We start from the raw sequence: 23,741 nt of genomic DNA, 5'->3' as shown, positions 1-23,741 counted from the left end.
TCGAACGGTGCCGACACGCGAGCTGGTCCTGCTGATCATCACGGGGCTGCTTTTCGCGGCGTCGGTGACCTTCCTGGTGCTGTTCATCGTGAGCCGCCATCAGCTGGGCAAGGTCCGCGGCGAACTGGCCCAACTGCTCGCCGAGCAGGACGAGCGCCGCCGCCGGCGCCGTCGGGGTGTGGCCCCGCTGGCCATCAAGACGGTCTTCCAGACCGCCGACATGATCATCAACAAGGGGCTGGGCGCCACGGTGCGCAACTCGATCGAGGATCTGGCCGGCTGGGCGCAGGTGGAGCGGCCCGACCTGGCCCGGCTGACCGCCGACGGGCGCGTCGTCATCGTGTTCTCCGATATCGAAGGCTCCACCGAGGCCAACGCGGCGATGGGGGATCGGGCCTGGGTGCGGCTGTTGGGCAAGCACAACAAGCTCGTGGAGTCCCGCGTCGCCAAGCACGGCGGGCACGTCGTCAAGAACCAGGGCGACGGTTTCATGATCGCGTTCGCCGACCCGGAGAACGCCGTGCGCTGCAGTACCGATGTGCAGTCCGCGCTGACCGACGAATCGCGGTGGGCGGGCATCCGGGTGCGCATCGGTGTGCACATGGGAACCTCGGTGCGCCGCGGTGATGACCTCTTCGGCCTCGACGTCGCGATGGCCGCGCGGGTGGCCGGTCAGGCCGACGGCGGTGAGATCCTGGTCAGCGAACCGGTGGCCGCCGCCATCGGCGATCTGGACGACCTGTGGCTGGGGTCACCGCGGGAGTCCGAACTCAAGGGGTTGCGCGGGACGCACTTGCTGTATCCGGTTTCTCGTCGCGCTCTTGAACTGCCCGCTGCGACGCCTTGACCAGCTTCGCCGTCCATTCGGCGCCCAGCTTGACCAGGCCCGATTCCGGGTAGCGGACGTGGGACTCCCAGTCCCGGCCCAGCGAACACACGGGGTCGGCGGGCGCGCACAGGTCGGCGGTGCGCGGGCCGAACACCGTGCTCATCCGGGTCAGCGGATTGCCGATCCGGGCCGACGGATTGCCGAACACCACCAGCGAGGCGATGTGCGGCACCACGGACGCGGGCAGCGGGGCGGTGTAGCCCAGCCCGGCGATCGGCGCGGTCGCCACGACGTCCACCACGGCGGCGCCCTGGGAGTAACCACCCAGCACGATCTTGGTGTCGGGGCATTGCGCGGCGACGGTCTGCACCCGCTTGCTCATGTCGTTGGCGCCGACGGCCGCCTTCATGAAGTCCCAGGTGGCGGGGTACTTGACGGCGTAGGTGTTGATCGAGGTGCCCTTCAGCATGGGGCGCAGCGTCTCGACGAAGGACTTCCCGACCTTCCCGATGCCGGCGGGTTCGTCGGTGCCGCGGGCGAAGATCACCTCGACATCCGCGCATTCGGGGGCGGCCGAAGCGGTCGCGACGGTGAACGGGCTGAGCATGGCGGCGGTCAGTCCGGCGGCGGCGAGCATGGTCGTGTATCGGGCGGCCATTTCTCTCCTCGGGCGGGACACCGGTCCACTACAGGTGTCTCATCAGTACCCATTATTCACAAAAATCACTCTATTAACATCCGTGACATTTTCTGTGGGCACCGACACGCCCGCGGATGCGAGTGTTCGGTTGCCGGATAGGGCGTGCCGGGCCGTCAGCGAGAGGAGTTGTCGGCGAGCGGAACCTCGCCGATCTCCTGGAAGATCACCTTTCGGGCGATCTCGACGGCGTTGTCGGCGAACCGCTCGTAGAACCTGCCGAGCAGCGCGGTGTCGGAGGCCGCCTGGATGCCCGCGGACCAGCGTTCGTTCAGCACGGTGGCCAGCAGTTCGCGGTGCAGATCGTTGACGGCCGCGTCGCCGAGCCGGACGCGTTCGGCCTCGTCGGTGTCGCCGCCGGTCACCGCACGCCGCGCGTGTTCGGCCAGTGCCACCACGTGCTCGCCCAGCCGCGCGAGGATGGGGACCGTCACCTCGGGCACCGGCCCGTCGAACCGCGCGATATTGGCCGCCAGCGCGCCCATGCGGTCGGCATTGGCCGCGATGGAGAAGGCCGACATCACCAGGCGCAGATCATGGGCGACCGGGGAGTGGCGGGCCAGCACCGAGAACGCGCGGCGGTCGACGCGCTCATTGAGGACGTCGAGTCGGCGCAGCGCCTGCCGGACGCGGCCCCGCGCCTGCGGGTCCGCGTCGATCAGCGCGGTCGTGGCGTCGGCCGCGGCCTCCCCGGCCAGCGCGCACATCTCACCGAGCTCGGCGGTCAGCCGGTCGAGTTGGGCGTGGAACTCGGTGCGCATGATCGGCCCGTGTACCCGCTGGGCGCGGCTGACAAACTGTGCCGATGTCTGTTCTGCGGGTGACCGCCCCGATCGGGTTGGCCTTTCTGCCGCTGGGCATGGCGCTGGGATTTCTGGTGGTCCACGCCGGGCTGGACTGGTGGTGGGCCCCGGTGTTCGCCGCCGTGATCTATGCCGGCTCGCTGGAATTCCTGATGGTGGGGTTGGCTGCGGCCGGCGCGCCGCTGGCCACGGTGGCGTTGACGACGTTGATCGTCAACTCCCGGCACGTCTTTTATGCGTTGTCCTTCCCGCTGCACCGGGTGCGGGGGCCGCTCGGCAAGGCCTACAGCACCTATGTGCTCTCCGATGAGGCCTATGCCGTCGGCGTCAGCCCGGACGCCGCGACGTGGACATCACGGCAGATCCTCGGCATGCAGTGCGGCCTGCATCTGACCTGGACCGTGTCGGCGGGGCTGGGCGGGCTGCTCGCGTCTGCGCTGCCGATCGACAAGCTGGCCGGTCTGGAGTTCGCGCTGACGGCGCTGTTCATCGTGTTGGCCATCGAGGCCTATCGGCAGCACCCCGACCGGCTCACCGCGGTGGCGGCGGCGTGCTGCGCGCTGATCGCCTGGCTGCTGGCGCCGGGCCAGCTGCTGGTGTGGGCGTTCGCGGCGTTCACGGCGCTGTTGCTGGTGCGGTTGGCGGTCCGATCGGGGGCCGCCGATGCCTGACACCGGATACATCGCAGCGCTGGTCGGGATGTCCGCGGCGCTCACCTGGGCGCTGCGGGCATTGCCGTTCGCGGCGCTCGCGCCGCTGCGGCACAGCACCGTCGTGCGCTATCTGAGCCTGCACATGCCGCTCGGGGTGATGGTGATGCTGGCGCTCTACACCGTGCGCGATGCGCCGGAAGCCGAGACGCGCCAACAACTCTGGCTCGGTATCGCGGTGGCGGCGACGATGGGAGTGCAGCTGTGGCGCCGGCATGCGCTGCTGTCCATCTTCACCGGCACATTTATTTATGTGGCGCTGATGTCGCTGTGGTGACAGAGTGTGGCGCCGTGAACATGCTGTTTTGTGGCACCGATCTGGCGCGACGCATCGAGCACGCCGAGGCGGCGCTGATCACCGCGGCGGTACGGGCTGCGGTGGCCCGCGGCACCGACGGTTTCGCGTTGCCCGTCGCCGGTGGTGTCGCGGCGTACGCCGAACCGGGCGCCCCGTTCAACAAGGTGGCGGGCCTGGGCTTCGGCGGTGTGCCCGATACCGCGCAGTTCGACGAGATCGAGCGCGCCAACACCGACCGCGGTGCACCCACCGTGGTGGAGTTGAGCACGCTGGCCGACCCGCAGATCCTGGAACTGCTCGCCGGGCGGGGCTATCACGTGCTGGCCTTCGAGGACGTGCTCGGCCGGGTTGTCGACGACCGGACCCGGCCGCTGCCCGAGGGAATCACCGTTCGGCCCGCGCATGCCGACGAGGTGGACGCCTGGGTCGACGTGGTGGTCGAGGGCTTCGCCCATCCCGACGTCGAGGGCGTGCCCAGTCCCGAGGAGTTCCCCCGCGATGTCGTCGAACGGGCCGAGCGTGACTTCACCACCGCGGGCGTGAAACCCTATGTGGCGCTGCGCGACGGGGAGATCGCCGGCGGTGGCAGCCTGCGGGTGACCGACGGGGTGGCGCAACTGACCGGGGCGGCGACGGCACCGGCTCATCGACGCCTGGGGGTGCAGACCGCCCTGCTGGAGTGCCGTCTGCGCGACGCGGCCGACGCCGGCGCCGAGATCGCCGTGGTGACGACCGCACCGGGCTCGAAGTCACAACAGAACGTGCAGCGTCAGGGCTTCCACCTGCTCTACTCGCGGGCGGTGCTGGCCAAGGCGCCTGCTCAGTAGAGGTGCTTGCGGTAGTTGTCCTCGCTGTAGTAGGCCTCCAGTTCCTCCAGGCTCTGCTCGGCCTTGAAGGATTTCGCCAATTGCGCTGTGCTGGGCACCGATTCGGGGTTCCAGGTGTCGGGTGCCCAGGCATCCGAGCGCAGGAATGCCTTGGAGCAGTGGAAGAACACCTCCTCGACCGTGACCTCCAATGCCAGGATGGGCCGCTTACCCTGCACCGTCAGGACGTCGAAATAATCTGCGTCCGCGACGATCCGGGCGCGCCCGTTGACCCGGACGGTGTCACCGCGGCCGGGGATGACGAACAGCGTGCCGACATGCGGGTTCTGCAGGACGTTGAGGTACCCGTCCACCCGCTTGTTGCCCGGGCGCTCCGGAATGGCGATCGTCGAGTCGTCGATGATGTGCACGAAACCGGGCGGATCGCCCTTCGGCGACACGTCGACCCGGCCGTCGGCATCGGTCGTCGCCACGAAACACAGCGGTGAGTTGGCCAGCCAGGTGCGGTGCACGTCGGCGAGCTTGGGGGCCACCTTGTTGGCCACCACCGGATGTGGATGCCCGACGATCTCGCGGAGCTGTGCGGCCGTCGTCACTTCAGTTGTGCTCACCCGTCCCATCATGCCTGGCGAACCGTTCGATCAGGGCGCGCCGATCGAGCTTGCCGATACCGCGGCGGGGGAGCCGGTCGATGAAGTGCAGCTCCCGCGGGGCGGCGGTGACGGGCAGCGTCGCGCTCACGTGGGCGCGTAGCGCGGCCACGTCGGGCGCGGGGTGTCCGACCGCGAGAACGATGGCGGCGACCACCCGCTGACCTAGCCGGGCATCGGGCACACCGAAGACCGCGCACTCGGCGATCGCAGGGTGATTCGCCAGCGCATTCTCGACGAGCTGCGGCAGCACCGTGAGACCGCCGGTGCTCACCGCGTCGTCGACCCGGCCGAGGATGCTCAGGGTTCCCGAATCATCCAACACGCCAAAGTCATCGGTGCGAAACCAGCCCGGTTCGGCGAACGGGTCCGGGGTCACCGGGTCGCGGTAACCCGAGGCGACTGTCGGCCCGCCCAGCCACACCCGGCCATCGTCGATGCGAACCGTGACACCGTCCAGCGGCACACCGTCATACACGCAGCCGCCGGCGGTCTCACTCATACCGTAGGTGCGCACCACCGGCACACCGGCGGCGGCGGCGCGCTCCCGCACCCCGGCGGGCAGCGGGCCACCGCCGATCAGCACGGCGTCGAACTCGGCCAGCGTCGCCGCGGCCGCGGGATCGGCGAGCGCCTTGTCCAGTTGGTTGGCCACCAGCGAGGTGTAGCGCCGCCCGGGGCCCATCTCGCTCACCGCGGCCACCAGTTGATGCGGTTCGAAATTCGCGGGCACGGCGACCGGAGCCTGCCCGGACACCAGACTGCGGACCAGCACCTGCAGCCCCGCCACGTGATAGGCCGGCAGCGCCAGCAGCCAGCGCCCCGGCCCGCCGAGGCGCCGATGGGTCGCCTCGGCGCTGGCGGTCAACGCCGCGGCGGAAAGCAACGCGCCCTTCGGTGTTCCGGTGGTGCCCGAGGTCGACACCACGACCGCGATGTCCTCGTCGATGGGTTCACCGGCGCGCAGCGCGTCGATTAGCAACCGACTCTGGCGGTTGTCGTCGGCGGGCACCGGCAGCACGGCGGATGTTCCGCGCAGCGCGGCCTCCAGGTCCGGCAGGATCGCCACCGCCGCCTCGCCGGTGCCGACCGGCAGCGGGGTCAGGATCGCGGTGGCGGACCCACCATCGCGCTGCTCGCGCGGATCGTCGAGCGGCCAACCCTGGGCGGCCAGCCGCAACCGCACCCGTTCGATGTCCTCGGCGCGCGGCAGTTCATCGGTGATTCCGGTGATCAGCACGCCGATGTCGACGTGGTCGAATTCGCCGCGATCCATCAGATCCTGGGCCACCGCGCGGACCTCGTCATTGGACAACCGCCGGGTGAGCAACGCCAACAGGGGCACCCGATCCGGGCCCGGAACACCCTCCGGGTAACCGGCGGTCAGCCATGCCGCGATTCTCGCCAGGAATCCGTTCACGCATCCGAAGCCTGCCAGATTCCGCGCGGTCGTGCGTCTGACGCCGATGACGTGGAACAACGCACGACTCATACATGAACGTTTGGTGAACAGAACCGCCCGTTCAGGCAAAGCGCCTGCTCCCACCGCACAAACACCGCCCGCATAACTACCCGAAATGCTGAGAGATGTCTCAGGATGAGGGGCATGAGCGCGGAGCTGATCATTCTGGTGCTGCTGATCGTCACGGCACTGGCATTCGATTTCACCAACGGGTTTCACGACACCGGTAATGCCATGGCCACCTCGATCGCCACCGGCGCGCTCAAGCCGAAGACCGCGGTGCTGCTGGCCGGTGTGCTGAATCTGATCGGCGCATTCCTGTCGGTGGAGGTCGCGGTGACGGTCACCACCTCGGTGCTCAAGGTTCAGGACACCAAATCCGGTGAGCTGCTTGCGGGTATCGACGCCTCGACCGGGTTGACGATCATCTTCGCCGGGTTGATCGGCGGCATCCTGTGGAACCTGCTCACCTGGTTGTTCGGTATCCCGTCGAGTTCCTCGCACGCACTGTTCGGCGGGTTGATCGGTGCCGGTCTGGCTGCGTTGGGACTGGCGGGGGTGAACTGGTCCGGGGTGACGCAAAAGGTGCTCATCCCGGCGGTCGCCGCACCGGCCATCGCCTGCCTGGTCGCCGCCTGCGGCACCTGGCTGGTCTATCGCCTGACCCGCAACGTCGCCGAGAAGCGGCGCCGGGAGGGCTTCCGCTGGGGTCAGATCGCCACGGCCTCGCTGGTGGCGCTGTCGCACGGCACCAATGACGCGCAGAAGACCATGGGTGTGATCGCCCTGGCGCTCATCACCACCGGGCATCTGACCGGTGACGTCAAGGAGCAGGGCCTGCCGTTCTGGATCATCTTCAGCTGCGCGGTCGCCATCGGTCTGGGCACCTACCTCGGGGGCTGGCGGGTCATCCGGACCCTGGGCAAGGGACTGGTCGAGATCGAGTCGCCGCAGGGTTTCGCCGCCGAGGCATCTTCGGCCGCAATCATTCTCAGCTCCAGCGCGGCGGGTATGGCGTTGTCGACCACGCACGTGGCGACCGGGTCGATCCTGGGTAGCGGTGTCGGCAAGCCGGGCGCGGAGGTGCGTTGGGCGGTGGCCGGCCGGATGGCGGTGGCCTGGCTGATCACCCTGCCGGCCGCCGGTGTGGTCGGGGCGCTGTCCTTCTGGTTGTCGCACGGCATCGAATCGCTCACCGGGTCCGCACTCGTCGGTGACGGCCTGATCTTCCTGATCCTGGTCGGCCTGTCCGGTTACATGTGGTGGCGCGCCCAGCAGCAGAAGGTCGACCACAGCAATGTCAACGCCGACTGGGATGCCTCCACCAACTCGGTCGTCCCGGCCGATCTGCGTGATGTCCCCAAGCCCACCGCCGCGGTCTGATCCGGCTCTAGCGCAAAGGAACTGGAAATGATGTATCTGGAGAGCATCCTCAAGGTGCTCGGTGTCGGTCTGCTGCTCGGGGCCGGCCTGCCCGCGGTGTTCGCCCTCGGCCTGGTGGCCTACTCACGCGGCGCGGGAAGCGACGAGGCCAACGGTACCGTCACCGCGCCCAACCCGGCCTTGAAGTATCTCGGTGTCGCGCTGTTCGTCTTCGTCGGATGGGTGATCCTGACCGCGGTCCTGTGGATCACCCGGGCGACCATCATCCACCACACCGGATTCGACCTGTTCCCATTCCTGCCCGAGAAGTGAGACTGCGATGACGGAGAGCAAGAGCGTTCTGGACAATGTGCTGAACTGGCTGCATCGCGGTTATCCGGAGGGTGTCCCGCCGACGGACTATTTCGCGCTGCTGGCGCTGCTGAAGCGCTCCCTCACCGAGGAAGAGGTCGTGGCGGCGGCCAAGTCGGTGCTGCGCTCCGGCGACGGTGTCAGCCCGGTGACCGAGGCCGAGATCAGCGGTGCCATCCAGCTGATCATCGACAAGGAGCCGAATCCCGAAGAGCTGCACCAGGTTGCGTCGCGGCTGGCATCGGTGGGATGGCCGTTGGCGGCACCGGCACGCTGACGCACAGCAGCGAGCGCCGCAGCAGGATCTCGCGCAGTTGCGCGTCCGGGACGTGGCGCAACGCCGGATCCGTCGTGCAGAAATAGAGCCCGGTGACGGCCACCGACAGCGCCACCCGTGCCGCGTCATCCGGGTGCTGACCGAGAACCAGGGCCTTGAAGCGTTCGGCGATACCGCGCAGTTCGTCGTTCTCGGCGATCATCTGCTCCACCACCGGGTCGCGGCGCAGCAGGCAGGATGCCCGGCGCTGATCGACGGCCAGGTCGACCAGACCACTGACCGCGACGTGCTGGCGACGGGCTCCCGGCGGTAGAGCCGCCAACCGGTCGGCCAGTGCGGCGATGCCGTCGAACATCGGTCGCAGCAGTGCCAGGACGAGGTCGTCCTTGGAGTGGAACTGGTAGTACACAGCGCCTTTCGCGACGCCGAGGCGGTCGGCGATCATCCGCAGCGAGGTGCCCTGCACGCCGTGCTCGGCGAACAACTCGACGGCGGCGTCGATCACGCGCTCCCGCGCGGTGCCGGGATGGTCGGACACCCTGCGCCCTCTCTCACTGTGCTGTACGACTCACTCATGTATAAACATGTGATGGGCCACACTTAGCCGCTTGGCTTGTTTGAAGTAGTCCGAGTGTATAACTTGAATGCGTTCGATGGCGTGGGGCGTCATCGGTGGGCTTTGCACGGCACTGCGGAAGGGCGTCGGGAATATGCAGCTGCTCAAGCGGACATGGTTGCCGCTGGTGATCGTCGTGGTGATCGGTATCGGAGGTCTCGCCGTGGATCGGATCCGCGGCATCTTCGCCTCCGACCCGCCGCTGGTGACGCCGGTGAACTTCGCCAACGATCCCGAGCCGTTCGATCCGAAGGTGGTCACCTACGAGATCTTCGGTCCGGAAGGGGCTGCGGTGGACGTGAATTACGTGGACCTGGCCGGCGAGCCGCAACGGGTGGACGGCGCGATCCTGCCGTGGTCCATCACGCTGCAGACCACCGAGCCCTCGGCCGCGGCCAATATCGTCGCGCAGGGCAAGACCAGCTTCCTGGGGTGCCGGGTACTCGTCGACGGTGAGCTCAAGGATGAGCGCACCCAGTCCGGGACCAATGTCCAGACCTTCTGCATCGTGAAGTCCGCATGAGCGCGGCCCGCCACGGCGGCGAGCCGCCCATCGATACCGGCGCGCCGACCGGGCCCATCGCGGTTCAATCACCGCATCAGACAGCGCATTTCGGCCGCATCGCCCGGGTTTTCCGCAAGCTGTCGGTGCCCTTCATCCTCGCCTGGATCGCCATCGCGGTCGTCCTGAACGTCGTGGTGCCGCAGCTGGAAGCCGTCGGCGAGATGCGTTCGGTGTCCATGAGCCCCGAAGAGGCGCCGGCGGTCATCGCCACCGAGCACATCGGCGACGTCTTTCAGGAGTACGAATCCAACAGCTCGGTGATGATCGTGCTGGAGGGCCAGGAAGCCCTCGGCGAGGACACCCGGCGCTACTACTCCGAGCTGATCGCCAAGCTGGAGGCCGACACCAAGCACGTCGAGCACGTCCAGGATCTGTGGAGTGATCCGCTGACCGCCACCGGCGTCCAAAGTGGTGACGGCAAGGCCGTTTACGTGTCGGCGAACCTGGCGGGCAACCAGGGCGAGGCGCTGTCGCTGGAGTCCATCGAGGCCGTCAAGAACATCGTCGAGAGCACGCCCGCCCCCGAAGGGGTCGACGTGTATGTGACCGGTTCGGCGGCCATGACGGCCGAGCAGACCGAGGCCAGCCACGGCAGCATGCGCCTGATCGAGGGGCTGACCTTCCTGGTCATCATCGTCATGCTGCTCATCATCTTCCGCTCCGTCATGACGATGGTGCTGATGATCGTGATGGTGGCCGTCAGCCTGCTGACCGTGCGGGGCGCCGTCGCCGCACTCGGTTACTACGAGATCATCGGGCTTTCCACGTTCGCCACCGGCCTGCTGGTCACGTTGGCCATCGCGATCTCGGTCGACTACGCGATCTTCCTCATCGGCCGATATCAGGAGGCCAGAAGCGCCGGTGAGGATCGCGAGCAGGCCTACTACACCATGTTCGGCGGCACTGCCCACGTGATCGTCGGCTCCGGCTTGACCATCGCCGGCGCCACGTTCTGCCTGAGCTTCACCCGACTGCCGTACTTCCAGACCCTCGGGGTGCCGCTCGCGGTGGGCATGCTGGTGCTGATCGTCACGGCCATGACGTTCGGCCCGGCCATCATAACCGTCGGCGGACGGTTCCTGGATCCCAAGCGCGCCAACCGCGTTCGTGGCTGGCGCAAGGTCGGTGCCGCGGTGGTGCGCTGGCCCGGCCCGATCCTGATCACCACCATCGCGGTCTCACTGATCGGCCTGCTGGCATTGCCGGGCTACAAGACCAGCTACAACGACCGGCTCTACCTGCCGGACGACATCAGCTCCAACGAGGGTTACGCCGCGGCCGAGCGGCACTTCTCACCGGCCCGGCTCAACCCCGAGATCCTGATGATCGAAAGCGACCGCGACCTGCGAAACCCCGCCGACTTCCTGGTCATCGAGAAGATCGCCAAGGCGATCTTCCAGGTCGACGGTATCGGTCGGGTGCAGACCATCACCCGACCCGACGGCACGCCGATCGCGAACACTTCGATCCCGTACATGATCAGCCAGAACAGCACGCTGCAGCGGCTGAACGAGAAGTACAACCAAGACCGCACCGCCGATATGACCAATCAGGTCGCGGACATGGACCGCACGATCGCGAACATGGACCGGATGCAGGCCATCACCGAGCAGATGGCCGCCACCACCAATGAGATGGTGACGTCGATGGACGGCATGGTGCTCAATCTCGAAGAGCTGCGCGACAATATCGCCAATTTCGACGACTTCTTCCGACCGATGCGCAACTACTTCTACTGGGAACCGCACTGCTACAACATCCCGATGTGCTGGTCGCTGCGGTCGGTGTTCGACGTCATCGACGGCATGGACGTGATGACCACCGACATGAACGAGATGATGCCGCAGATGCACCGGCTCAACGAGTTGATGCCGCAGATGATCGCGATCATGCCGGAGATGAAGCAGACCATGGTCAGCATGAAGGAGATGATGCTGACGATGCAGCAGACCCAGGCGGGTATGCAGGAGCAGCAGCGCATCATGAGCGAGACCTCCACCGAGATGGGCAAGGCCTTCAACGACGCGATGAACGATGATTCGTTCTATCTGCCCGCAGAGGCGTTCGACAACCCGGACTTCGCACGAGGTTTGGAGCAGTTCCTGTCCCCGGATGGGCACGCGGTGCGGTTCATGATCAACCACGAGGGCGACCCGATGTCCGCCGAGGGCATCGAGAAGATCGAACCGATCAAGACCGCGGCAAAGAACGCCATCAAGGGCACGCCGCTGGAGGGCTCGACGATCTATCTGGGCGGCACCGCGTCGACGTTCAAGGACATGGCCGACGGCACCCGGTATGACCTGCTGATCGCCGGTATCGCCGCCATCTGCCTGATCTTCCTGATCATGCTGCTGCTCACCCGGGCCATCGTGGCCGCGGCCGTCATCGTGGGCACCGTGGTGCTGTCGCTGGGCGCATCCTTCGGTGTGTCGGTGCTGTTGTGGCAGCACCTGCTCGGCATCGAGTTGCACTGGATGGTGCTGCCGATGGCGGTGATCATCCTGCTGGCCGTCGGTGCGGACTACAACCTGCTGGTGGTGTCGCGGCTCAAGGAGGAGATCCATGCCGGCCTGAACACCGGCATGATCCGGGCCATGGGCGGTAGCGGATCGACGGTCACCGCGGCCGGCATGGTGTTCGCCTTCACCATGATGGTCATGGCGGTCAGTGACCTGACCATCATGGGTCAGGTCGGCACGACCATCGGGCTGGGACTGTTGTTCGACACTCTGGTGATCCGCGCCTTCATGACCCCGTCGATCGCCGCGCTCATGGGCAAATGGTTCTGGTGGCCGCAGCAGGTGCGGTTGCGGCCCAAGCCGCAGCCGTGGCCCCCGATTCAACGTCGACCCCAGGATGTGTTGGTGTGATGAGGAATTCGACGGTGAGGGCGGCCCTGGCCGCCGGTGCGGCGGCGTTGGCGCTCGGGGCGGCCCCGGTGGCCCAGGCCGACCGTGACGAGGCATTCGCCGATCAGCTGCACACCTACGGCATCTACGGGCAGAAGGACTTCAACGCCTGGATCGCCAAGATCATGTGCAAGCGACTGCACAACGGCCTGGACAAGGACGCCTATGCCGCGGCCGAGTTCGTGCACGACCAGTTGCAGAACGGTTCCAGCACCGAACAGGCCTGGCAGTTCGTCGGGGCCGCGATCCCGGCCTATTGCCCGGATCAGGCGCCCCTGCTGTACCGAGCCGCCGAGACCGAGGAGTGAAAGCCATGTCCCGTACCAAGTTTGCACTCGCCGGGCTGGCCGCCGTCACGGCGCTGACGCTGTCGCCTGCCACGGCGTCGGCCGATGCCACCGACGAGTACCCCATCCCGAGCAACATGCTGCGCACCACGTGCACCGTCGACCAGTACATGGCCGCCGTGCGCGACACCAACCCGGTGTACTACGAGCGCTACATGATCGACTACAAGAACAAGTCGCCCGAGGTGCAGAAGTGGGCGCGCGACCGGATCACCTGGTTCTTCTCGATGGATTACGCCGGACGTCGCCAGTACTCCGAGGACACCGCCACCAACGCGTTCTACGAGCAGCTGGCCTGGAACTGGCCGAACTGGGCCAAGTTGTTCTTCAACAACAAGGGCGTCGTCGCGCACGGCACCAAGAACTGCGCCACCTACCCGCCGGCCGACCCCACCGTCTGGACCTGGTAACCCCGCCCACCTTCCGCCCAAACGAACAAACGGGCGGGAAAGTGCGAGTGGATGACGCCTTTTCGTCGATCTCGGCGACCGCCGGCAGCGGTGAGTGGCCGTATCTACCTGAGTTCAGCCGCGACGTCGTCGACCGCACCGCGCTGCATCCAGGGAGCTCTACGCCGCGAATCTCCTACCTCGGTTCAGTCTCGAGTGCCCTCGGCCACCGAAGGCTGAAGCCAGGTAGGCCCGCTACTCGAAATACCCGGTGGTTCTCAGCAATTGCTGCGCGGCCGCCAGCAGAGTGCGGTGCAATTCCTCGTCGCCGACATCCTGCAGATCCTTATCGGTGACCGCGGCGTACACGCCGTTGGTGACCATCGAGATGATCACCCGCCCGGCCGGGCTGTGCCCGTCACCGAGCAGCAGGTTGGTGAAGCGGTCGACGATATCGGCCAGATCCTCGCGGGATCGAATCAGACTCTCCAGCACCGGATCACCGGCCAGCACCGCGGCCAGGCGGCGGTGGCGCACGCTGAACTCGATGAAACCGCTGATGGTGATCTCGCGGCGGGTGTGCGCGTCGGGCACCGCTTCGGCGATCGTCACCACCCGCGCCATATCGTCGAACATCGGTTGCGCCGCGGCGATGACGATGTCCTCTTTGGAGTGGAACTGGTAGTAGACCGAGGCCTTCCCGACGCCGATGCTGTCGGCGATCATCTGCAGGGTGGTGCCGCTGACGCCGTGTTCACCGAACAGCGTCAACGCCGCCTCCAGCACACGAGCGCGTGCCGTCCCGCGTCCCAGTACCGACTTGGCCATGGCTAATCCCGGATGTCCCGGCGCAGCGGATGGGTGTCGGGGACCTGCACGAAGATCAGGGTGACGCCGTCGGGATCGGTGACGTGCATCTCATGCAGCCCCCAGGGTTCCTCGGTGGCCGCCCGTGCGATCGGCACGCCGCGACCGGTCAGTTCGGTCTCGGTGGCGTACACATCGCGCACCTGCAGCCACAGCGCGCCGCCGGCCGACGGTGCCCCGTGCCCGGCCAGCTCGATCAGCGACTGCCCCGCGTAGAACACCGTGCCCCCACCGTATTCCCGGGCGATGGCCAGGCCGATGCGATCGCGATAGAACTCCACCGACCGCGCGTAATCGGCCGGCCGTATCAGCACCTGGCTGGCCAGGATCTCCATACGAACGTGTCTATCACGCGTCATGCCGATTCGGCCGCACCGATCGCCGGTCCGGACATATGACTTCGGTCCGCCGCCCGCAGCCCGATAATGAACGCCGCCTGGTCCTCGAAGTTCAGCGGGTTGCGCCCGGTGATCTGGGTGATCCGGGCCAACCGGTGGCGCACGGTGTTGGTATGCAGGAACAGTTCGCGGGCCGTCTCGATCAGCGACCCGTTGGCGGCCAGGAACACCCGCAGGGTACGGATGTGTTGGGTGCCACGGTCGCGGTCCAGCGCCTCCAGCGGATCGATGAGTTGCATCTTGAACGGTGCAAGCCGGCTCGGCGGCAGCCCTTCCAGCAGGCTGCCGAAGGTGCTCAGCTGATCCGGCCCGATGCTGCCGCCACGCTGGCGGGCCAGATCCAATGCGACGCGCGCCTGGCTGATCGAAGCGCCCAACTCGGTCAGTGGTGCCGCGGCCGCATGTCCGGACGGCATCGACAGCTCGGCCGCGATCTCGGCGGGGCGATCGGCTCCGGTGGTCAACACCAGGCACACCTCGGGGGCGTCCGCGACCAGCGCATCGGGAAAGGCCATCGACAGCAGCGCACCCGCGCCGGCCGGCCACGCCGAGCAGTCGATGTCACCGGCGGCCAGGCCGGGCCAGTCCAGCAACTGGCCCAACGCGTCGGGCAGCAGCATCCGTCGTTCCACCAGCGAAAGCAGCTGGCCGACGCGCTCACGGGCCAGCGCCGCCTCGATATCGCGCTCACCCTGAGAAGCGGCCAGGAACCGGGCGATGATGTCCAACACGGCCGGTTCGGGCGGGTCACCGCGGCCGACCCATACGACCGTCCCGACACCGTCCACCGATGTCGTCACACCGTCGGCGGCATGACCGGGCGGTTCCAACAGGAAGTAGCAGCCCAGCACCTGCCCGGCGCGGTCCAGCAGCGCGCGGGCGGACTCGCGGCGACGTTGTGAGGAAAGCAGCTCGGGGACAAGGGCGTTGGTGGCGCGTGCGGTGGCGACGGCGCCGCCGAACTGGAAGTCGACGATATAGCGGCTGACGGTGGCGAACGGCACCTCCGGCGGCGCGATCAGCAGCGGCAGCCCCCACCGGCGGCAGGCATCGACCAGAGCCGGCGGGGTGACGTCGTGGACGTCACCGATCCCGAAGCAGATCCCGGCCACGTCGGCGCGGTGCAACGATGCGACGAAGTCCTCGCAGTCCGCGGCGGTCTGCAGGCTGATGCCGACCGTGCACACCAGCTCGCCGCCGCGCAGATAACGCGACGGGTCGCGCAGTTCGGTGGTGTGCGACCAGGTGATCGGCCGCTGCAGCAGGGCCGCGGCCCCCTCATCGGCCTGCAGGCCCAGGCCGGACCGTTCGAGCAGGTCGCGGAAGGTCGGCGCGGCCGCCTCCTTGCCGCCGCCCGGGGTGTTCATGAGTCGATCGTAATGTCGACGTCATATTTGCGCCGGGTTTCATTGTGCGATCCTCCAACGCTCGCGCAGGGTGGCGGTGGGTTCGCAGCGTCTTCGCCGGGAACGATGGCATCGCGGTGGTGATCGGCGTGATAGTTCGTCCATGGACCAGCCACAGGTACTGCGCCGCGAATTCTCCCTCTGGTCGGCGTTCGCGTTCGCCTTCGCCTTCATCTCGCCGATCGTCGCGCTCTACGGCATCTTCGGCCTGGCGCTGTCGGCGGCCGGCCCCAGCTTCTGGTGGGGTTTCGCCCTTGTGTTCGTCGGTCAGTTCCTGGTCGCGCTGGTGTTCGCGATGTTGGTGTCGCGTTGGCCGCTGGAGGGATCGATCTACCAGTGGTCACGCCGGCTGCTGGGCACCACGTACGGCTGGTTCGCCGGCTGGGCGTACATGTGGACGCTGGTCATCGCGATGGCCACCGTCGCGCTCGGGGCCGCCGGGTTCACCGCCAACATCTTCGGCGTCGAGGACCCGTCCGGGACGACGCTGGCGCTCATCGCCCTGGCGATCCTGCTCGCCGGCACCGCAGTCAACCTGGCCGGACGGCAGGCGCTGAAGATCTTCATGGTCGGCAGCATCATCGCCGAGGTCATCGGCTCGGTCGTGCTGGGCACCTGGCTGCTGCTGTTCCACCGGCAGAACTCGCTGTCGGTGCTGTTCGACGGCGGCGGCCCCGACCTGGACGCCTGGTCCTACCTGAGCGGACCGTTCCTGCTGGCGGTCGCGTTCATCGGCTGGTCCTTCGTCGGCTTCGAGAGCGCCGGGTCCATCGCCGAGGAGGTGCACGAACCACGGCGATATCTGCCCAAGGCGGTGCTGTTCTCGCTGGTGTTCATAGCGCTGGTGGTGGGGTACTCCAGCCTGGCGATCATCCTGGCCATCCCGGACCTGGACGCCGTCGCGCAGGGCGCGGTGGCCGACCCGGTGTACGAAACCCTCACCGTCGCACTGGGTCACGGTATCGCTCGGCCCGTCGAGGTGATGTTCGTGATCGGGTTCCTGGCCAGCTTCCTGGCGCTGCAGACCTCGGCGTCGCGGGTCATCTGGGCCTACGCCCGCGACGGTGCCCTGCCGGCCGCCGCCGTGCTGTCCCGGCTGCGCGGCCCGGCCCGGATCCCGGTGGTGGCGATCGGAGTCACCACGGTCGTCGGTGCCGCCCTGTTCCTGCTGAGCATCGTCGCCGGTGACATCTACTCGCTGATGGTCAACTTCACCGCCGGCGGTTTCTATCTGGCGTTCCTGTTCCCGCTGATCGGCTTCCTGGTGGTGCTGGTGCGCCGGGCCTGGACGCCGGCCAACTTCTCGCTGGGTCGCGCGACGCTGCCGGTCGCGGCCGCCGCCGTGGTGTGGGCCGTTCTGCAGTTCATCAACATCGCCTGGCCGCGGGCGGCTTTCGAGCAGCGCTACCTGGACTGGTCGGTCTGGATCGGGATCGCCGTGCTGCTGGTGCTCGGCACCGCGATCCTGGCGACGGTGCGATCCCGTATCGTCGAGGCTGCCGTCATCGAGGAGATCGAGGCACGTGACGAACTCGCCGAACGCCCATGAGTGACGCCGAACCCGTGGCCGTCGTGACCGGTGCCGCCAGCGGTATCGGAGCGGCCGCCGCCGCGGCCCTGCGCCGGCGCGGTTACCGCATCGGAGCACTGGACCTGTCCGGTCGCGCCGAGGCCGATCATGCTGTGGCGGTAGATGTTTGCGATCACGCCGCGGTGGCCGCCGCGGTCGGGGAGATCCGCGACCGGCTGGGGCCGGTGGCGGCCCTGGTCACGTCGGCGGGCTACTACGAGATGGCCACGGTCGATCAGATCGATGCGCAGTCCTGGCGCAGGATGCTGCGGGTGCATGTGGGTGGCCTGTTCAATGCGGCGCGCGCCTGTCTGCCCGATATGCTCTCCGCCGCAAACGGTTCCGTGGTCGCGGTGGCCAGCGAGCTCGCGGTCGGCGGCGGTGATCAGGAGGCCCACTACGTCGCGGCCAAGGGGGCGATCATCGGCCTGGTCCGCAGCCTGGCCGCCGAGGTCGCTTCGGCCGGTGTGCGGGTCAACGCCGTCGCCCCCGGGCCCACCGACACCCCGCTGCTGGCCGCCGACTCGCCCTGGCGGGCACGGAACTACCTGGACACGCTGCCGCTTCGCCGGCTCGCCACACCCGTAGAGGTCGCGCGCTGCATCGAATACCTCACGTGTGACGCCACTTTCAGCGTCGGTGATGTCGTCAACGTCAACTCGGGAGCGGTCATATGAGCAGGGTCGCGCTGATCACCGGCGCGGCGCAGGGGATGGGCGCCGCACACGCCCGGCGGCTGGCCGCGACGGGAATGACCGTCGCCGTCAACGATATCCGCGCCGGCGCGGCACTGGATGATCTGGCGGCCGAACTCGGCGGGATCGCGGTGCCCGGCGACGTGTCCGACCCGGCCGAGTGTGTCCGCATCGCCGACGCGGTGGCCGAGCGGGCGGGGCGGCTGGACGTGCTGGTGGCCAACCACGCCTACATGACGATGGCGCCGCTGCTCGAACACGACGAACAGGACTGGTGGCGCGTCGTGGATACCAACCTCGGCGGCACCTTCCACCTGGTGCAGGCGGTGCTGCCGCACCTGCGTCGCCGCGGCGAGGGCCGCATCGTCGTCATCGCCAGCGAGTGGGGCGTCACCGGCTGGCCCGAGGCCACCGCGTACGCCGCGTCCAAGGCCGGGCTCATCGCGCTCGTCAAGGGGCTGGGTCGCGAGCTCGCGCCCGAGGGCATCATCGTCAACGCGGTGGCCCCCGGGGTCACGGATACCCCACAACTGCAGGTCGACGCCGACGCCGCCGGAGTCGATCTGGCGACCGTGCAGACCCGGTACGCGGCGGGAATTCCGTTGGGCCGCATCGGCCAATCGGACGAGATCGCCGCCGCCGTGGAATTGCTGGCCGATTTCGAGGTGGCGGCCATCGTCGGTCAGGTGATCGCCTGCAACGGCGGATCGACCAGGAGCAGAGCGTGACAGAAGGGGAGCAGGTGGACAACGCACGCCATGTGCGGTCGGCATCGGGAAACATCGGGCAGGTCAACGCGCAGGAGGTGCCGCGGTACGCGGGCCTGGCGACCTTCGCCCGGCTGCCGCAGCGGCACGAGGTCGACCGCTACGACATCGCCGTGGTGGGGGTGCCGTTCGACAGCGGCGTCACCTACCGGCCCGGCGCCCGCTTCGGCCCGGCCGCCATCCGTCAGGTGTCCCGGCTGCTCAAGCCGTACAACCCGGCACTGGACATCAGCCCCTTCGCACAGGCGCAGGTGGTCGACGCCGGCGACATCGCGGCCAACCCCTTCGACATCGAGGCGGCGGTCGACCAGGTGCGCGAGGGCATCTCCGAACTGTTGAGCACCCCCCAACAACGGGTGCTGATCCTCGGTGGCGACCACACCATCGCGCTGCCGGCGCTGCAGGCCGTCAATCGCGTGCACGGTCCCGTCGCACTGGTGCATTTCGACGCGCACCTGGACACCTGGGACACCTACTTCGGCGCCCCGTGCACACACGGCACCCCGTTCCGGCGCGCCTCGGAGCAGGGGCTGCTGGTCAAGGACCGCTCCGCGCACATCGGTATTCGCGGATCGCTGTACGACAGGGCGGATCTGCTCGACGATGCCGCCCTGGGCTTCACCGTGGTGCACTGCCGCGATATCGACCGCATCGGCGTCGACGGCGTCGTCGAACGCATCCGGGACCGGGTGGGTGATCACCCCGTCTACGTGTCCATCGATATCGACGTGCTGGACCCGGCTTTCGCCCCGGGCACCGGCACACCCGAGATCGGCGGCATGACCAGTCGGGAACTGGTGGCCATCCTGCGCGCCATGCGGGGGCTGCCGATCGTTGGTGCCGACGTGGTCGAGGTGGCGCCGGCCTATGACAGCGGTGAGGTGACGGCGGTGGCCGCGGCCAACATCGGCTATGAGCTGATCACCCTGATGGCCGATGATGCCTGATTTGGCCTGGCCGGCGGGCAAGGTCGCGGCCGCGGCGTTCACCTTCGACGTGGATGCCGAGTCCGCGGTGCTGTGGGGCAACGAGGCGGTGGCCGCGCGGATGAGCGTGCTGAGCCATCAGGCGTATGGGCCGCTGGTCGGGATCCCACGAATCTTGGATCTGCTGGAACGCCACCAGATTCGGTCGACGTTCTTCGTGCCGGGCCATACCGCGCACCGCTATCCCGAGGCGGTGCGCTCCATCGTGACGGCCGGTCACGAGATCGCCCATCACGGCTATTTGCACGAGCAGCCGACCGCGCTGACCCTGGACGAGGAGATCGAGGCCATCGACCGCGGTCTGGAGGCGCTGGCCGAGGTCGCCGGCGTCACCCCGGCCGGTTACCGCGCGCCGATGTGGGATCTGTCTTGGCGCACACCGGAATTGCTCGCCGAACGCGGCTTCCTGTACGACTCCAGCTTGATGGATGCCGACCATCCGTATGAGCTGGCCGTCGGACAGCGGTCCCTGGTGGAGATTCCGATCCAGTGGGCGCTGGACGACTGGGAGCAGTACTGCTACCTGCCGGATATCTACAGCGGGACCATCGAGAGTCCGCGCAAGGCACGCGAATTGTGGCAGCTGGAGTTCGACGCGCTGCGTGCGGTGGGTGCGTGCTGGGTGCTGACCAATCACCCGTTCCTGACCGGGCGGGCCTCACGGGCTGCCGAACTCGGCGATCTGATGCGCTACGTCGTCGAGCACACCGACGTCTGGACCACCAGCCTGGGTGCGATCGCCGAACACGTGCGCTCGCTGGGCCTGCCGCCGCGCAGCATCACCCGCCCCTGAACCCGTTCCCCTGTCCCCGGCGAGCGTGCGTGTCTGCTGCCCAACACGCCTTCGCAGGCAGGGAGTTTGCGCACGCTCAACCCCGCGGATACAGCAACTCCAGCTCACCCAGGTGCGCCGCGACGGTCAGCAGCGGCAGCGCCGCGGACACCGACAGTTCGTTGTCACCGGCCTCCGCCCGCAGCGCCAGCACGAAATCGTCACTGATGGGCGCGCCCGCCGCACCCTGGGCGCATACTCGGTCGGCATGCTCTTCGAGCAGCTCGCGGGCCCGCGGGTACACGCCCAGCGGTGGGGGTACCACATCGGCCACCAGCTCGGCGGCGGCCCGCAGCCGCACCACCCGGTTGGACGCCCGCACGATCGGCGCACGCACATCGGTCTGCCCGCCGTTCTCCGAAAGATATTGGCGCACAGCATCATCGAGGGTGCGGCTGGCCTCCAGTGCGCTGCGGCTGAGCGTGAACACCTTGTTGTCGGCGGCCTCGGATGACCCGCGGATCACGCGCAACACCGCCGCTTTGAGCAGTGCCGCGCCCGCGGCGTGGGCACCGTCGACCGCCGCGGACACCGTCGCCGACGCACCGCGTGGCCACAGCAACACCGACACCGCGACGCCGACCAGCGCGCCGACCACCACATCCTCGACGCGGATGAGTCCCACCGCCCAGCCCGAGGGTTGGATGAGGTTGAAGATGATCAGCACCATCATGGTGAACGCGGCCTGCCCGGCGATGAACGACGCCACCTCGGGGACGTAGGCCGAGCCGAAGGCGACCATCGGCAACAGCATCCACATGACCACCGGGTCGACACCGACCAGTTCGATCACCGCGACGCCCAGTGCGAAACCGAGGACGGTGCCGGCAACCGCACGCAGCACCCGGGTGCCGGTGGTCAGGGCGCTGCTGCGCAACACCGACAGCGCGCCCAGCACCACCCAGAAACCGTGTTCGACGGGGAACACGTGGGTGACCCCGACGGCCAGCGCCAGCCCCAACCCGGTGCGCAGGCTGTTGCGCAGCACCACCGCCCGGGTGGCCAGGAACCCCTTGGTGATGGCCGCGACGGCGGTGGTCTCGGGCATCACCCAGTCCGCGGCACCGGTCTCGGGAAGCCGCCGGCCCAATACGCGCGCCCAGACCGGACGGGCGTCGGCCAGCGCGGCGTTGCGGATGATGCGTCCGGTGACGCCCACGGTGGCCGAGAAGGTGCGCCGGCCCAACAGGACCCGTCCGACCTCGACGGCGGTGGCATCGTCGGGGACGGCCAGGATCTGCTCGATGTCCTGGCGGTAGCTGCCCTGGGCGATCGCCCGCAGCTCGGTCAGCGCGGCATTCAATTCGGCGCCGCGGGCGGCGCGCAACCGCGGGTCGGGGATGCGCAGCACCGCCGCGCAGTCGCGCAGCACGGCGACGATGGGTGGTTTCAGCTCGCCCAGCGTCGCGCCGGTGCGATCGGTGATCCGGTCCGACAGCCAGCCGAGGTCGTCGACGACGCGCACCAGCGCCCGGCTGCCCGCGGTCAACGCGACCGGACGGAAGTCCGCGTTGACGAAGTTGGCCCACAGCGCGTTCATCGCCCGGTTGACGTCCTTGACCGGCGCGGCCCCCTCCAGACAGTCGGCCAGCGCGCGGCACACCCCGGCGGCGTGTCGGCGCAGATCGTCGTGGTGGCGCGGCGGCAGCAGGAACAGCGCCGCGGGCACGCACACGGCCAGCGCGATGAGCCAGCCCGCCAACCGTTCGTCGATCGGGCCGGGTGGGGTGCAGGCCGGCAGCACGAACGTCAGCAGCGTGGCGCGCTGCCCGGCGGCGACGGTTTCGCTGAGCACCCCGCTGAACATGACGGTGACGCCGAGGATGAACATCAGCGCGACGCTCAGCCATGGATGCGGCGCGACCAGGGTGCCGATGCTGATCAGCACGGCACCGTTGATGCCCAGCCCGGCATAGGCCAGCGCGCGGACCGGTCGGTTGCCGGGGAAGTCGGTGATGATCAGCAGTGCCACCGACCCGAAGATGGCGAACATCGGCGCCTGCGTATCGCCGGCGATCAGGAAGCTCAGGCCCGCGGCGACGGGCACGATGATGGCGGCCCGGACGGCCCGACGCAGCGCGTCGTATTCGGGGTCCTTCTGCTGAATCCGGTCCAGGGTCAGCATGAACGCCGATGGTAGGCGACTACGACGGTTCGACGACGCCACGCTTCATGATGACGCCCAACAGGCCGGGTGCCACGCTGTCGATCGCCTTGGCCGTCACGGCCATCCGCGGGGCGATGCGCACCGGTCGGGTGCGCGCCGCGGTCACCATCCAATCGGCCGCCTCCTCCGCCGAGAGCCCGGGCATCGCGACGAACTCCTTGGTGGGCTCGATCATCGGGGTCTTCACCAGCGGGTAGTACAGCGTCGTGGAGTGCACGCCCTTGCCCGACCATTCGGTTTCGGCGACCCGGCTGATGGCCGTCAGCGCCGCCTTGGAGGCCTGATACGCCGCGAACAGCGGTGAGGACTCGTTCATCACGCCCCAGGTCGAGACGTTGATGACCTGCCCGTCACCGCGTTCGATCATGCCGGGCACCAGCGCGCGCATCAGCCGCAGCGGCGCGTAGTAGTTCAGCGTCATGGTGCGTTCCAGATCGTGCCAGCGATCGAGCGATTCCAGCAGCGGGCGCCGGATGGAACGACCGGCGTTGTTCACCAGGATGTCGACGCCACCGTGGCTGTCGAGCACCTGGGTGGCCAGCGCGTCGACGGCGTCCAGGTCGGACAGGTCGGCGGTGATCGCCTCGGCGATACCGCCGTTGCCCCGGATTCGGTCGGCCACCGTGTTGAGCAGGTCGTCGCGGCGGGCGACGACGATCACCGAGGCGCCCAGCTTGGCCAGCTTCACCGCGGACGCCTCGCCGATACCGGAGGAGGCCCCGGTGATGAGGATGCGCTTACCGCGCAGTTCGACCTCGGGACCGCGGCCCAGGTATTCGGTCAGCGGGGGCCGCATGCTGGTCAGCACGACCTGGTCGGCCAGACGGCGCAGGGGGTTCTTGCTCACCGCGACAGTCTAGGGACTGCGATTTCGGTGAGGATACGTGCGCCTACCGCACGTATCCTCACCGAAAACACCGCACAGAATAATCTGGGG

At 68.1% G+C, this 23,741-nt stretch carries 26 protein-coding genes and 1 pseudogene; 16 read left to right on the top strand and 11 right to left on the bottom strand.

The window, feature by feature from the left end; genetic code table 11:
• Positions 1-7: 7 nt before the first annotated feature.
• A complete protein-coding gene (locus ACWDUN_RS21720) occupies positions 8-847 on the top strand; it encodes an adenylate/guanylate cyclase domain-containing protein (RefSeq protein WP_449932074.1) in 840 nt (279 codons plus the stop codon).
• On the opposite strand, the gene ACWDUN_RS21715 is transcribed toward ACWDUN_RS21720, so the two are convergent.
• Both ACWDUN_RS21715 and ACWDUN_RS21710 read right to left on the bottom strand, forming a co-directional pair.
• Complete coding sequence (locus ACWDUN_RS21715; protein ID WP_449932073.1) at positions 771-1,487, bottom strand: cutinase family protein; 717 nt, start codon at positions 1,485-1,487, stop codon at positions 771-773. The genes ACWDUN_RS21720 and ACWDUN_RS21715 overlap by 77 nt on opposite strands.
• 155 nt (positions 1,488-1,642) lie before the next feature.
• Positions 1,643-2,287 carry a phosphate signaling complex PhoU family protein gene (locus ACWDUN_RS21710; protein ID WP_449932072.1) on the bottom strand — a complete coding sequence of 215 codons (645 nt, stop codon included), beginning with the start codon at positions 2,285-2,287 and terminating at the stop codon, positions 1,643-1,645.
• A 44-nt stretch (positions 2,288-2,331) separates the two neighbouring features.
• Between ACWDUN_RS21710 and ACWDUN_RS21705 the strand changes: the two genes are divergently transcribed.
• Genes ACWDUN_RS21705 through ACWDUN_RS21695 form a run of 3 tightly spaced genes read left to right on the top strand, consistent with a single transcriptional unit; the run spans position 2,332 to position 4,164 of the window.
• Complete coding sequence (locus ACWDUN_RS21705; protein ID WP_449932071.1) at positions 2,332-3,000, top strand: AzlC family ABC transporter permease; 669 nt, start codon at positions 2,332-2,334, stop codon at positions 2,998-3,000.
• A complete protein-coding gene (locus tag ACWDUN_RS21700; RefSeq protein ID WP_449932070.1) occupies positions 2,993-3,316 on the top strand; it encodes a branched-chain amino acid transporter permease in 324 nt (107 codons plus the stop codon). Before ACWDUN_RS21705 ends, ACWDUN_RS21700 begins: the two co-directional genes overlap by 8 nt.
• Before the next feature lie 23 nt (positions 3,317-3,339).
• Positions 3,340-4,164, top strand: coding sequence for a GNAT family N-acetyltransferase (locus ACWDUN_RS21695; protein WP_449932214.1), 825 nt, complete (start codon positions 3,340-3,342; stop codon positions 4,162-4,164).
• Here ACWDUN_RS21695 and ACWDUN_RS21690 read toward each other — a convergent pair.
• The 3 genes and pseudogenes from ACWDUN_RS21690 to ACWDUN_RS21680 form a co-directional block, all read right to left on the bottom strand.
• Positions 4,158-4,784, bottom strand: a complete 627-nt coding sequence (locus ACWDUN_RS21690; RefSeq protein ID WP_449932213.1) for a pyridoxamine 5'-phosphate oxidase family protein — start codon at positions 4,782-4,784, stop codon at positions 4,158-4,160. The two genes, ACWDUN_RS21695 and ACWDUN_RS21690, sit on opposite strands and share 7 nt — an antisense overlap.
• A complete protein-coding gene (gene menE, locus ACWDUN_RS21685; protein WP_449932212.1) occupies positions 4,762-5,877 on the bottom strand; it encodes an o-succinylbenzoate--CoA ligase in 1,116 nt (371 codons plus the stop codon). The genes ACWDUN_RS21690 and menE overlap by 23 nt, the downstream gene beginning before the upstream one ends.
• A gap of 93 nt (positions 5,878-5,970) precedes the next feature.
• Positions 5,971-6,306 (bottom strand): annotated as a pseudogene (locus tag ACWDUN_RS21680) (DUF3349 domain-containing protein); the annotation flags it as partial.
• A 114-nt stretch (positions 6,307-6,420) separates the two neighbouring features.
• Between ACWDUN_RS21680 and ACWDUN_RS21675 the strand changes: the two are divergent.
• The 3 genes from ACWDUN_RS21675 to ACWDUN_RS21665 are packed head-to-tail and all read left to right on the top strand — an operon-like array spanning position 6,421 to position 8,287.
• Positions 6,421-7,659 (top strand): anion permease, encoded by a 1,239-nt coding sequence (locus ACWDUN_RS21675; protein ID WP_449932069.1) that lies wholly within the window; start codon positions 6,421-6,423, stop codon positions 7,657-7,659.
• 27 nt (positions 7,660-7,686) lie between these two features.
• Entirely contained in the window at positions 7,687-7,971 is a 285-nt protein-coding gene (locus ACWDUN_RS21670) for a hypothetical protein (protein WP_449932068.1), read from the top strand.
• Between the two features lie 7 nt (positions 7,972-7,978).
• Entirely contained in the window at positions 7,979-8,287 is a 309-nt protein-coding gene (locus ACWDUN_RS21665) for a DUF3349 domain-containing protein (protein WP_449932067.1), read from the top strand.
• Here ACWDUN_RS21665 and ACWDUN_RS21660 read toward each other — a convergent pair.
• The gene (locus tag ACWDUN_RS21660) at positions 8,196-8,825 is read right to left on the bottom strand and encodes a TetR/AcrR family transcriptional regulator (RefSeq protein ID WP_449932066.1); all 630 of its coding nucleotides are present in this window, start codon (positions 8,823-8,825) and stop codon (positions 8,196-8,198) included. The two genes, ACWDUN_RS21665 and ACWDUN_RS21660, sit on opposite strands and share 92 nt — an antisense overlap.
• 172 nt (positions 8,826-8,997) lie before the next feature.
• On the opposite strand from ACWDUN_RS21660, the gene ACWDUN_RS21655 reads away from it, so the two are divergent.
• Genes ACWDUN_RS21655 through ACWDUN_RS21640 form a run of 4 tightly spaced genes read left to right on the top strand, consistent with a single transcriptional unit; the run spans position 8,998 to position 13,137 of the window.
• Entirely contained in the window at positions 8,998-9,426 is a 429-nt protein-coding gene (locus ACWDUN_RS21655; RefSeq protein ID WP_449932065.1) for an MmpS family transport accessory protein, read from the top strand.
• The gene (locus tag ACWDUN_RS21650; protein ID WP_449932064.1) at positions 9,423-12,341 is read left to right on the top strand and encodes an MMPL/RND family transporter; all 2,919 of its coding nucleotides are present in this window, start codon (positions 9,423-9,425) and stop codon (positions 12,339-12,341) included. The genes ACWDUN_RS21655 and ACWDUN_RS21650 overlap by 4 nt, the downstream gene beginning before the upstream one ends.
• Entirely contained in the window at positions 12,341-12,688 is a 348-nt protein-coding gene (locus tag ACWDUN_RS21645) for a DUF732 domain-containing protein (protein ID WP_449932063.1), read from the top strand. The genes ACWDUN_RS21650 and ACWDUN_RS21645 overlap by 1 nt, the downstream gene beginning before the upstream one ends.
• A gap of 5 nt (positions 12,689-12,693) precedes the next feature.
• Entirely contained in the window at positions 12,694-13,137 is a 444-nt protein-coding gene (locus tag ACWDUN_RS21640) for a DUF5078 domain-containing protein (RefSeq protein WP_449932062.1), read from the top strand.
• Positions 13,138-13,371: 234 nt separating this feature from the next.
• Here the strand turns inward: ACWDUN_RS21640 and ACWDUN_RS21635 are convergent, their stop codons facing one another.
• Genes ACWDUN_RS21635 through ACWDUN_RS21625 form a run of 3 tightly spaced genes read right to left on the bottom strand, consistent with a single transcriptional unit; the run spans position 13,372 to position 15,748 of the window.
• Complete coding sequence (locus ACWDUN_RS21635; protein ID WP_449932061.1) at positions 13,372-13,944, bottom strand: TetR/AcrR family transcriptional regulator; 573 nt, start codon at positions 13,942-13,944, stop codon at positions 13,372-13,374.
• Positions 13,945-13,946: 2 nt separating this feature from the next.
• Positions 13,947-14,318, bottom strand: coding sequence for a VOC family protein (locus ACWDUN_RS21630; RefSeq protein ID WP_449932060.1), 372 nt, complete (start codon positions 14,316-14,318; stop codon positions 13,947-13,949).
• Between the two features lie 20 nt (positions 14,319-14,338).
• Entirely contained in the window at positions 14,339-15,748 is a 1,410-nt protein-coding gene (locus ACWDUN_RS21625) for a PucR family transcriptional regulator (protein WP_449932059.1), read from the bottom strand.
• Between the two features lie 142 nt (positions 15,749-15,890).
• Between ACWDUN_RS21625 and ACWDUN_RS21620 the strand changes: the two genes are divergently transcribed.
• Genes ACWDUN_RS21620 through ACWDUN_RS21600 form a run of 5 tightly spaced genes read left to right on the top strand, consistent with a single transcriptional unit; the run spans position 15,891 to position 20,598 of the window.
• Positions 15,891-17,336 (top strand): amino acid permease, encoded by a 1,446-nt coding sequence (locus ACWDUN_RS21620; RefSeq protein WP_449932058.1) that lies wholly within the window; start codon positions 15,891-15,893, stop codon positions 17,334-17,336.
• The gene (locus tag ACWDUN_RS21615) at positions 17,333-18,034 is read left to right on the top strand and encodes an SDR family NAD(P)-dependent oxidoreductase (RefSeq protein ID WP_449932057.1); all 702 of its coding nucleotides are present in this window, start codon (positions 17,333-17,335) and stop codon (positions 18,032-18,034) included. The genes ACWDUN_RS21620 and ACWDUN_RS21615 overlap by 4 nt, the downstream gene beginning before the upstream one ends.
• The gene (locus ACWDUN_RS21610) at positions 18,031-18,780 is read left to right on the top strand and encodes an SDR family NAD(P)-dependent oxidoreductase (protein WP_449932056.1); all 750 of its coding nucleotides are present in this window, start codon (positions 18,031-18,033) and stop codon (positions 18,778-18,780) included. Before ACWDUN_RS21615 ends, ACWDUN_RS21610 begins: the two co-directional genes overlap by 4 nt.
• Entirely contained in the window at positions 18,777-19,766 is a 990-nt protein-coding gene (gene speB / locus ACWDUN_RS21605) for an agmatinase (protein WP_449932055.1), read from the top strand. The genes ACWDUN_RS21610 and speB overlap by 4 nt, the downstream gene beginning before the upstream one ends.
• The gene (locus ACWDUN_RS21600) at positions 19,759-20,598 is read left to right on the top strand and encodes a polysaccharide deacetylase family protein (protein ID WP_449932211.1); all 840 of its coding nucleotides are present in this window, start codon (positions 19,759-19,761) and stop codon (positions 20,596-20,598) included. The genes speB and ACWDUN_RS21600 overlap by 8 nt, the downstream gene beginning before the upstream one ends.
• Before the next feature lie 76 nt (positions 20,599-20,674).
• Here ACWDUN_RS21600 and ACWDUN_RS21595 read toward each other — a convergent pair whose 3' ends face one another.
• Both ACWDUN_RS21595 and ACWDUN_RS21590 read right to left on the bottom strand, forming a co-directional pair.
• Positions 20,675-22,762: an FUSC family protein gene (locus ACWDUN_RS21595; protein ID WP_449932054.1), complete on the bottom strand. Its 2,088-nt coding sequence runs from the start codon at positions 22,760-22,762 to the stop codon at positions 20,675-20,677.
• A gap of 19 nt (positions 22,763-22,781) precedes the next feature.
• Positions 22,782-23,651 (bottom strand): SDR family oxidoreductase, encoded by an 870-nt coding sequence (locus ACWDUN_RS21590; RefSeq protein ID WP_449932053.1) that lies wholly within the window; start codon positions 23,649-23,651, stop codon positions 22,782-22,784.
• Positions 23,652-23,741: the final 90 nt, after the last annotated feature.

The organism is Mycobacterium sp. NPDC003323 (genome assembly GCF_053589535.1).
Note: the sequence above shows the minus strand (reverse complement) of the source record. Positions and strands in the feature narration are given on the sequence as shown.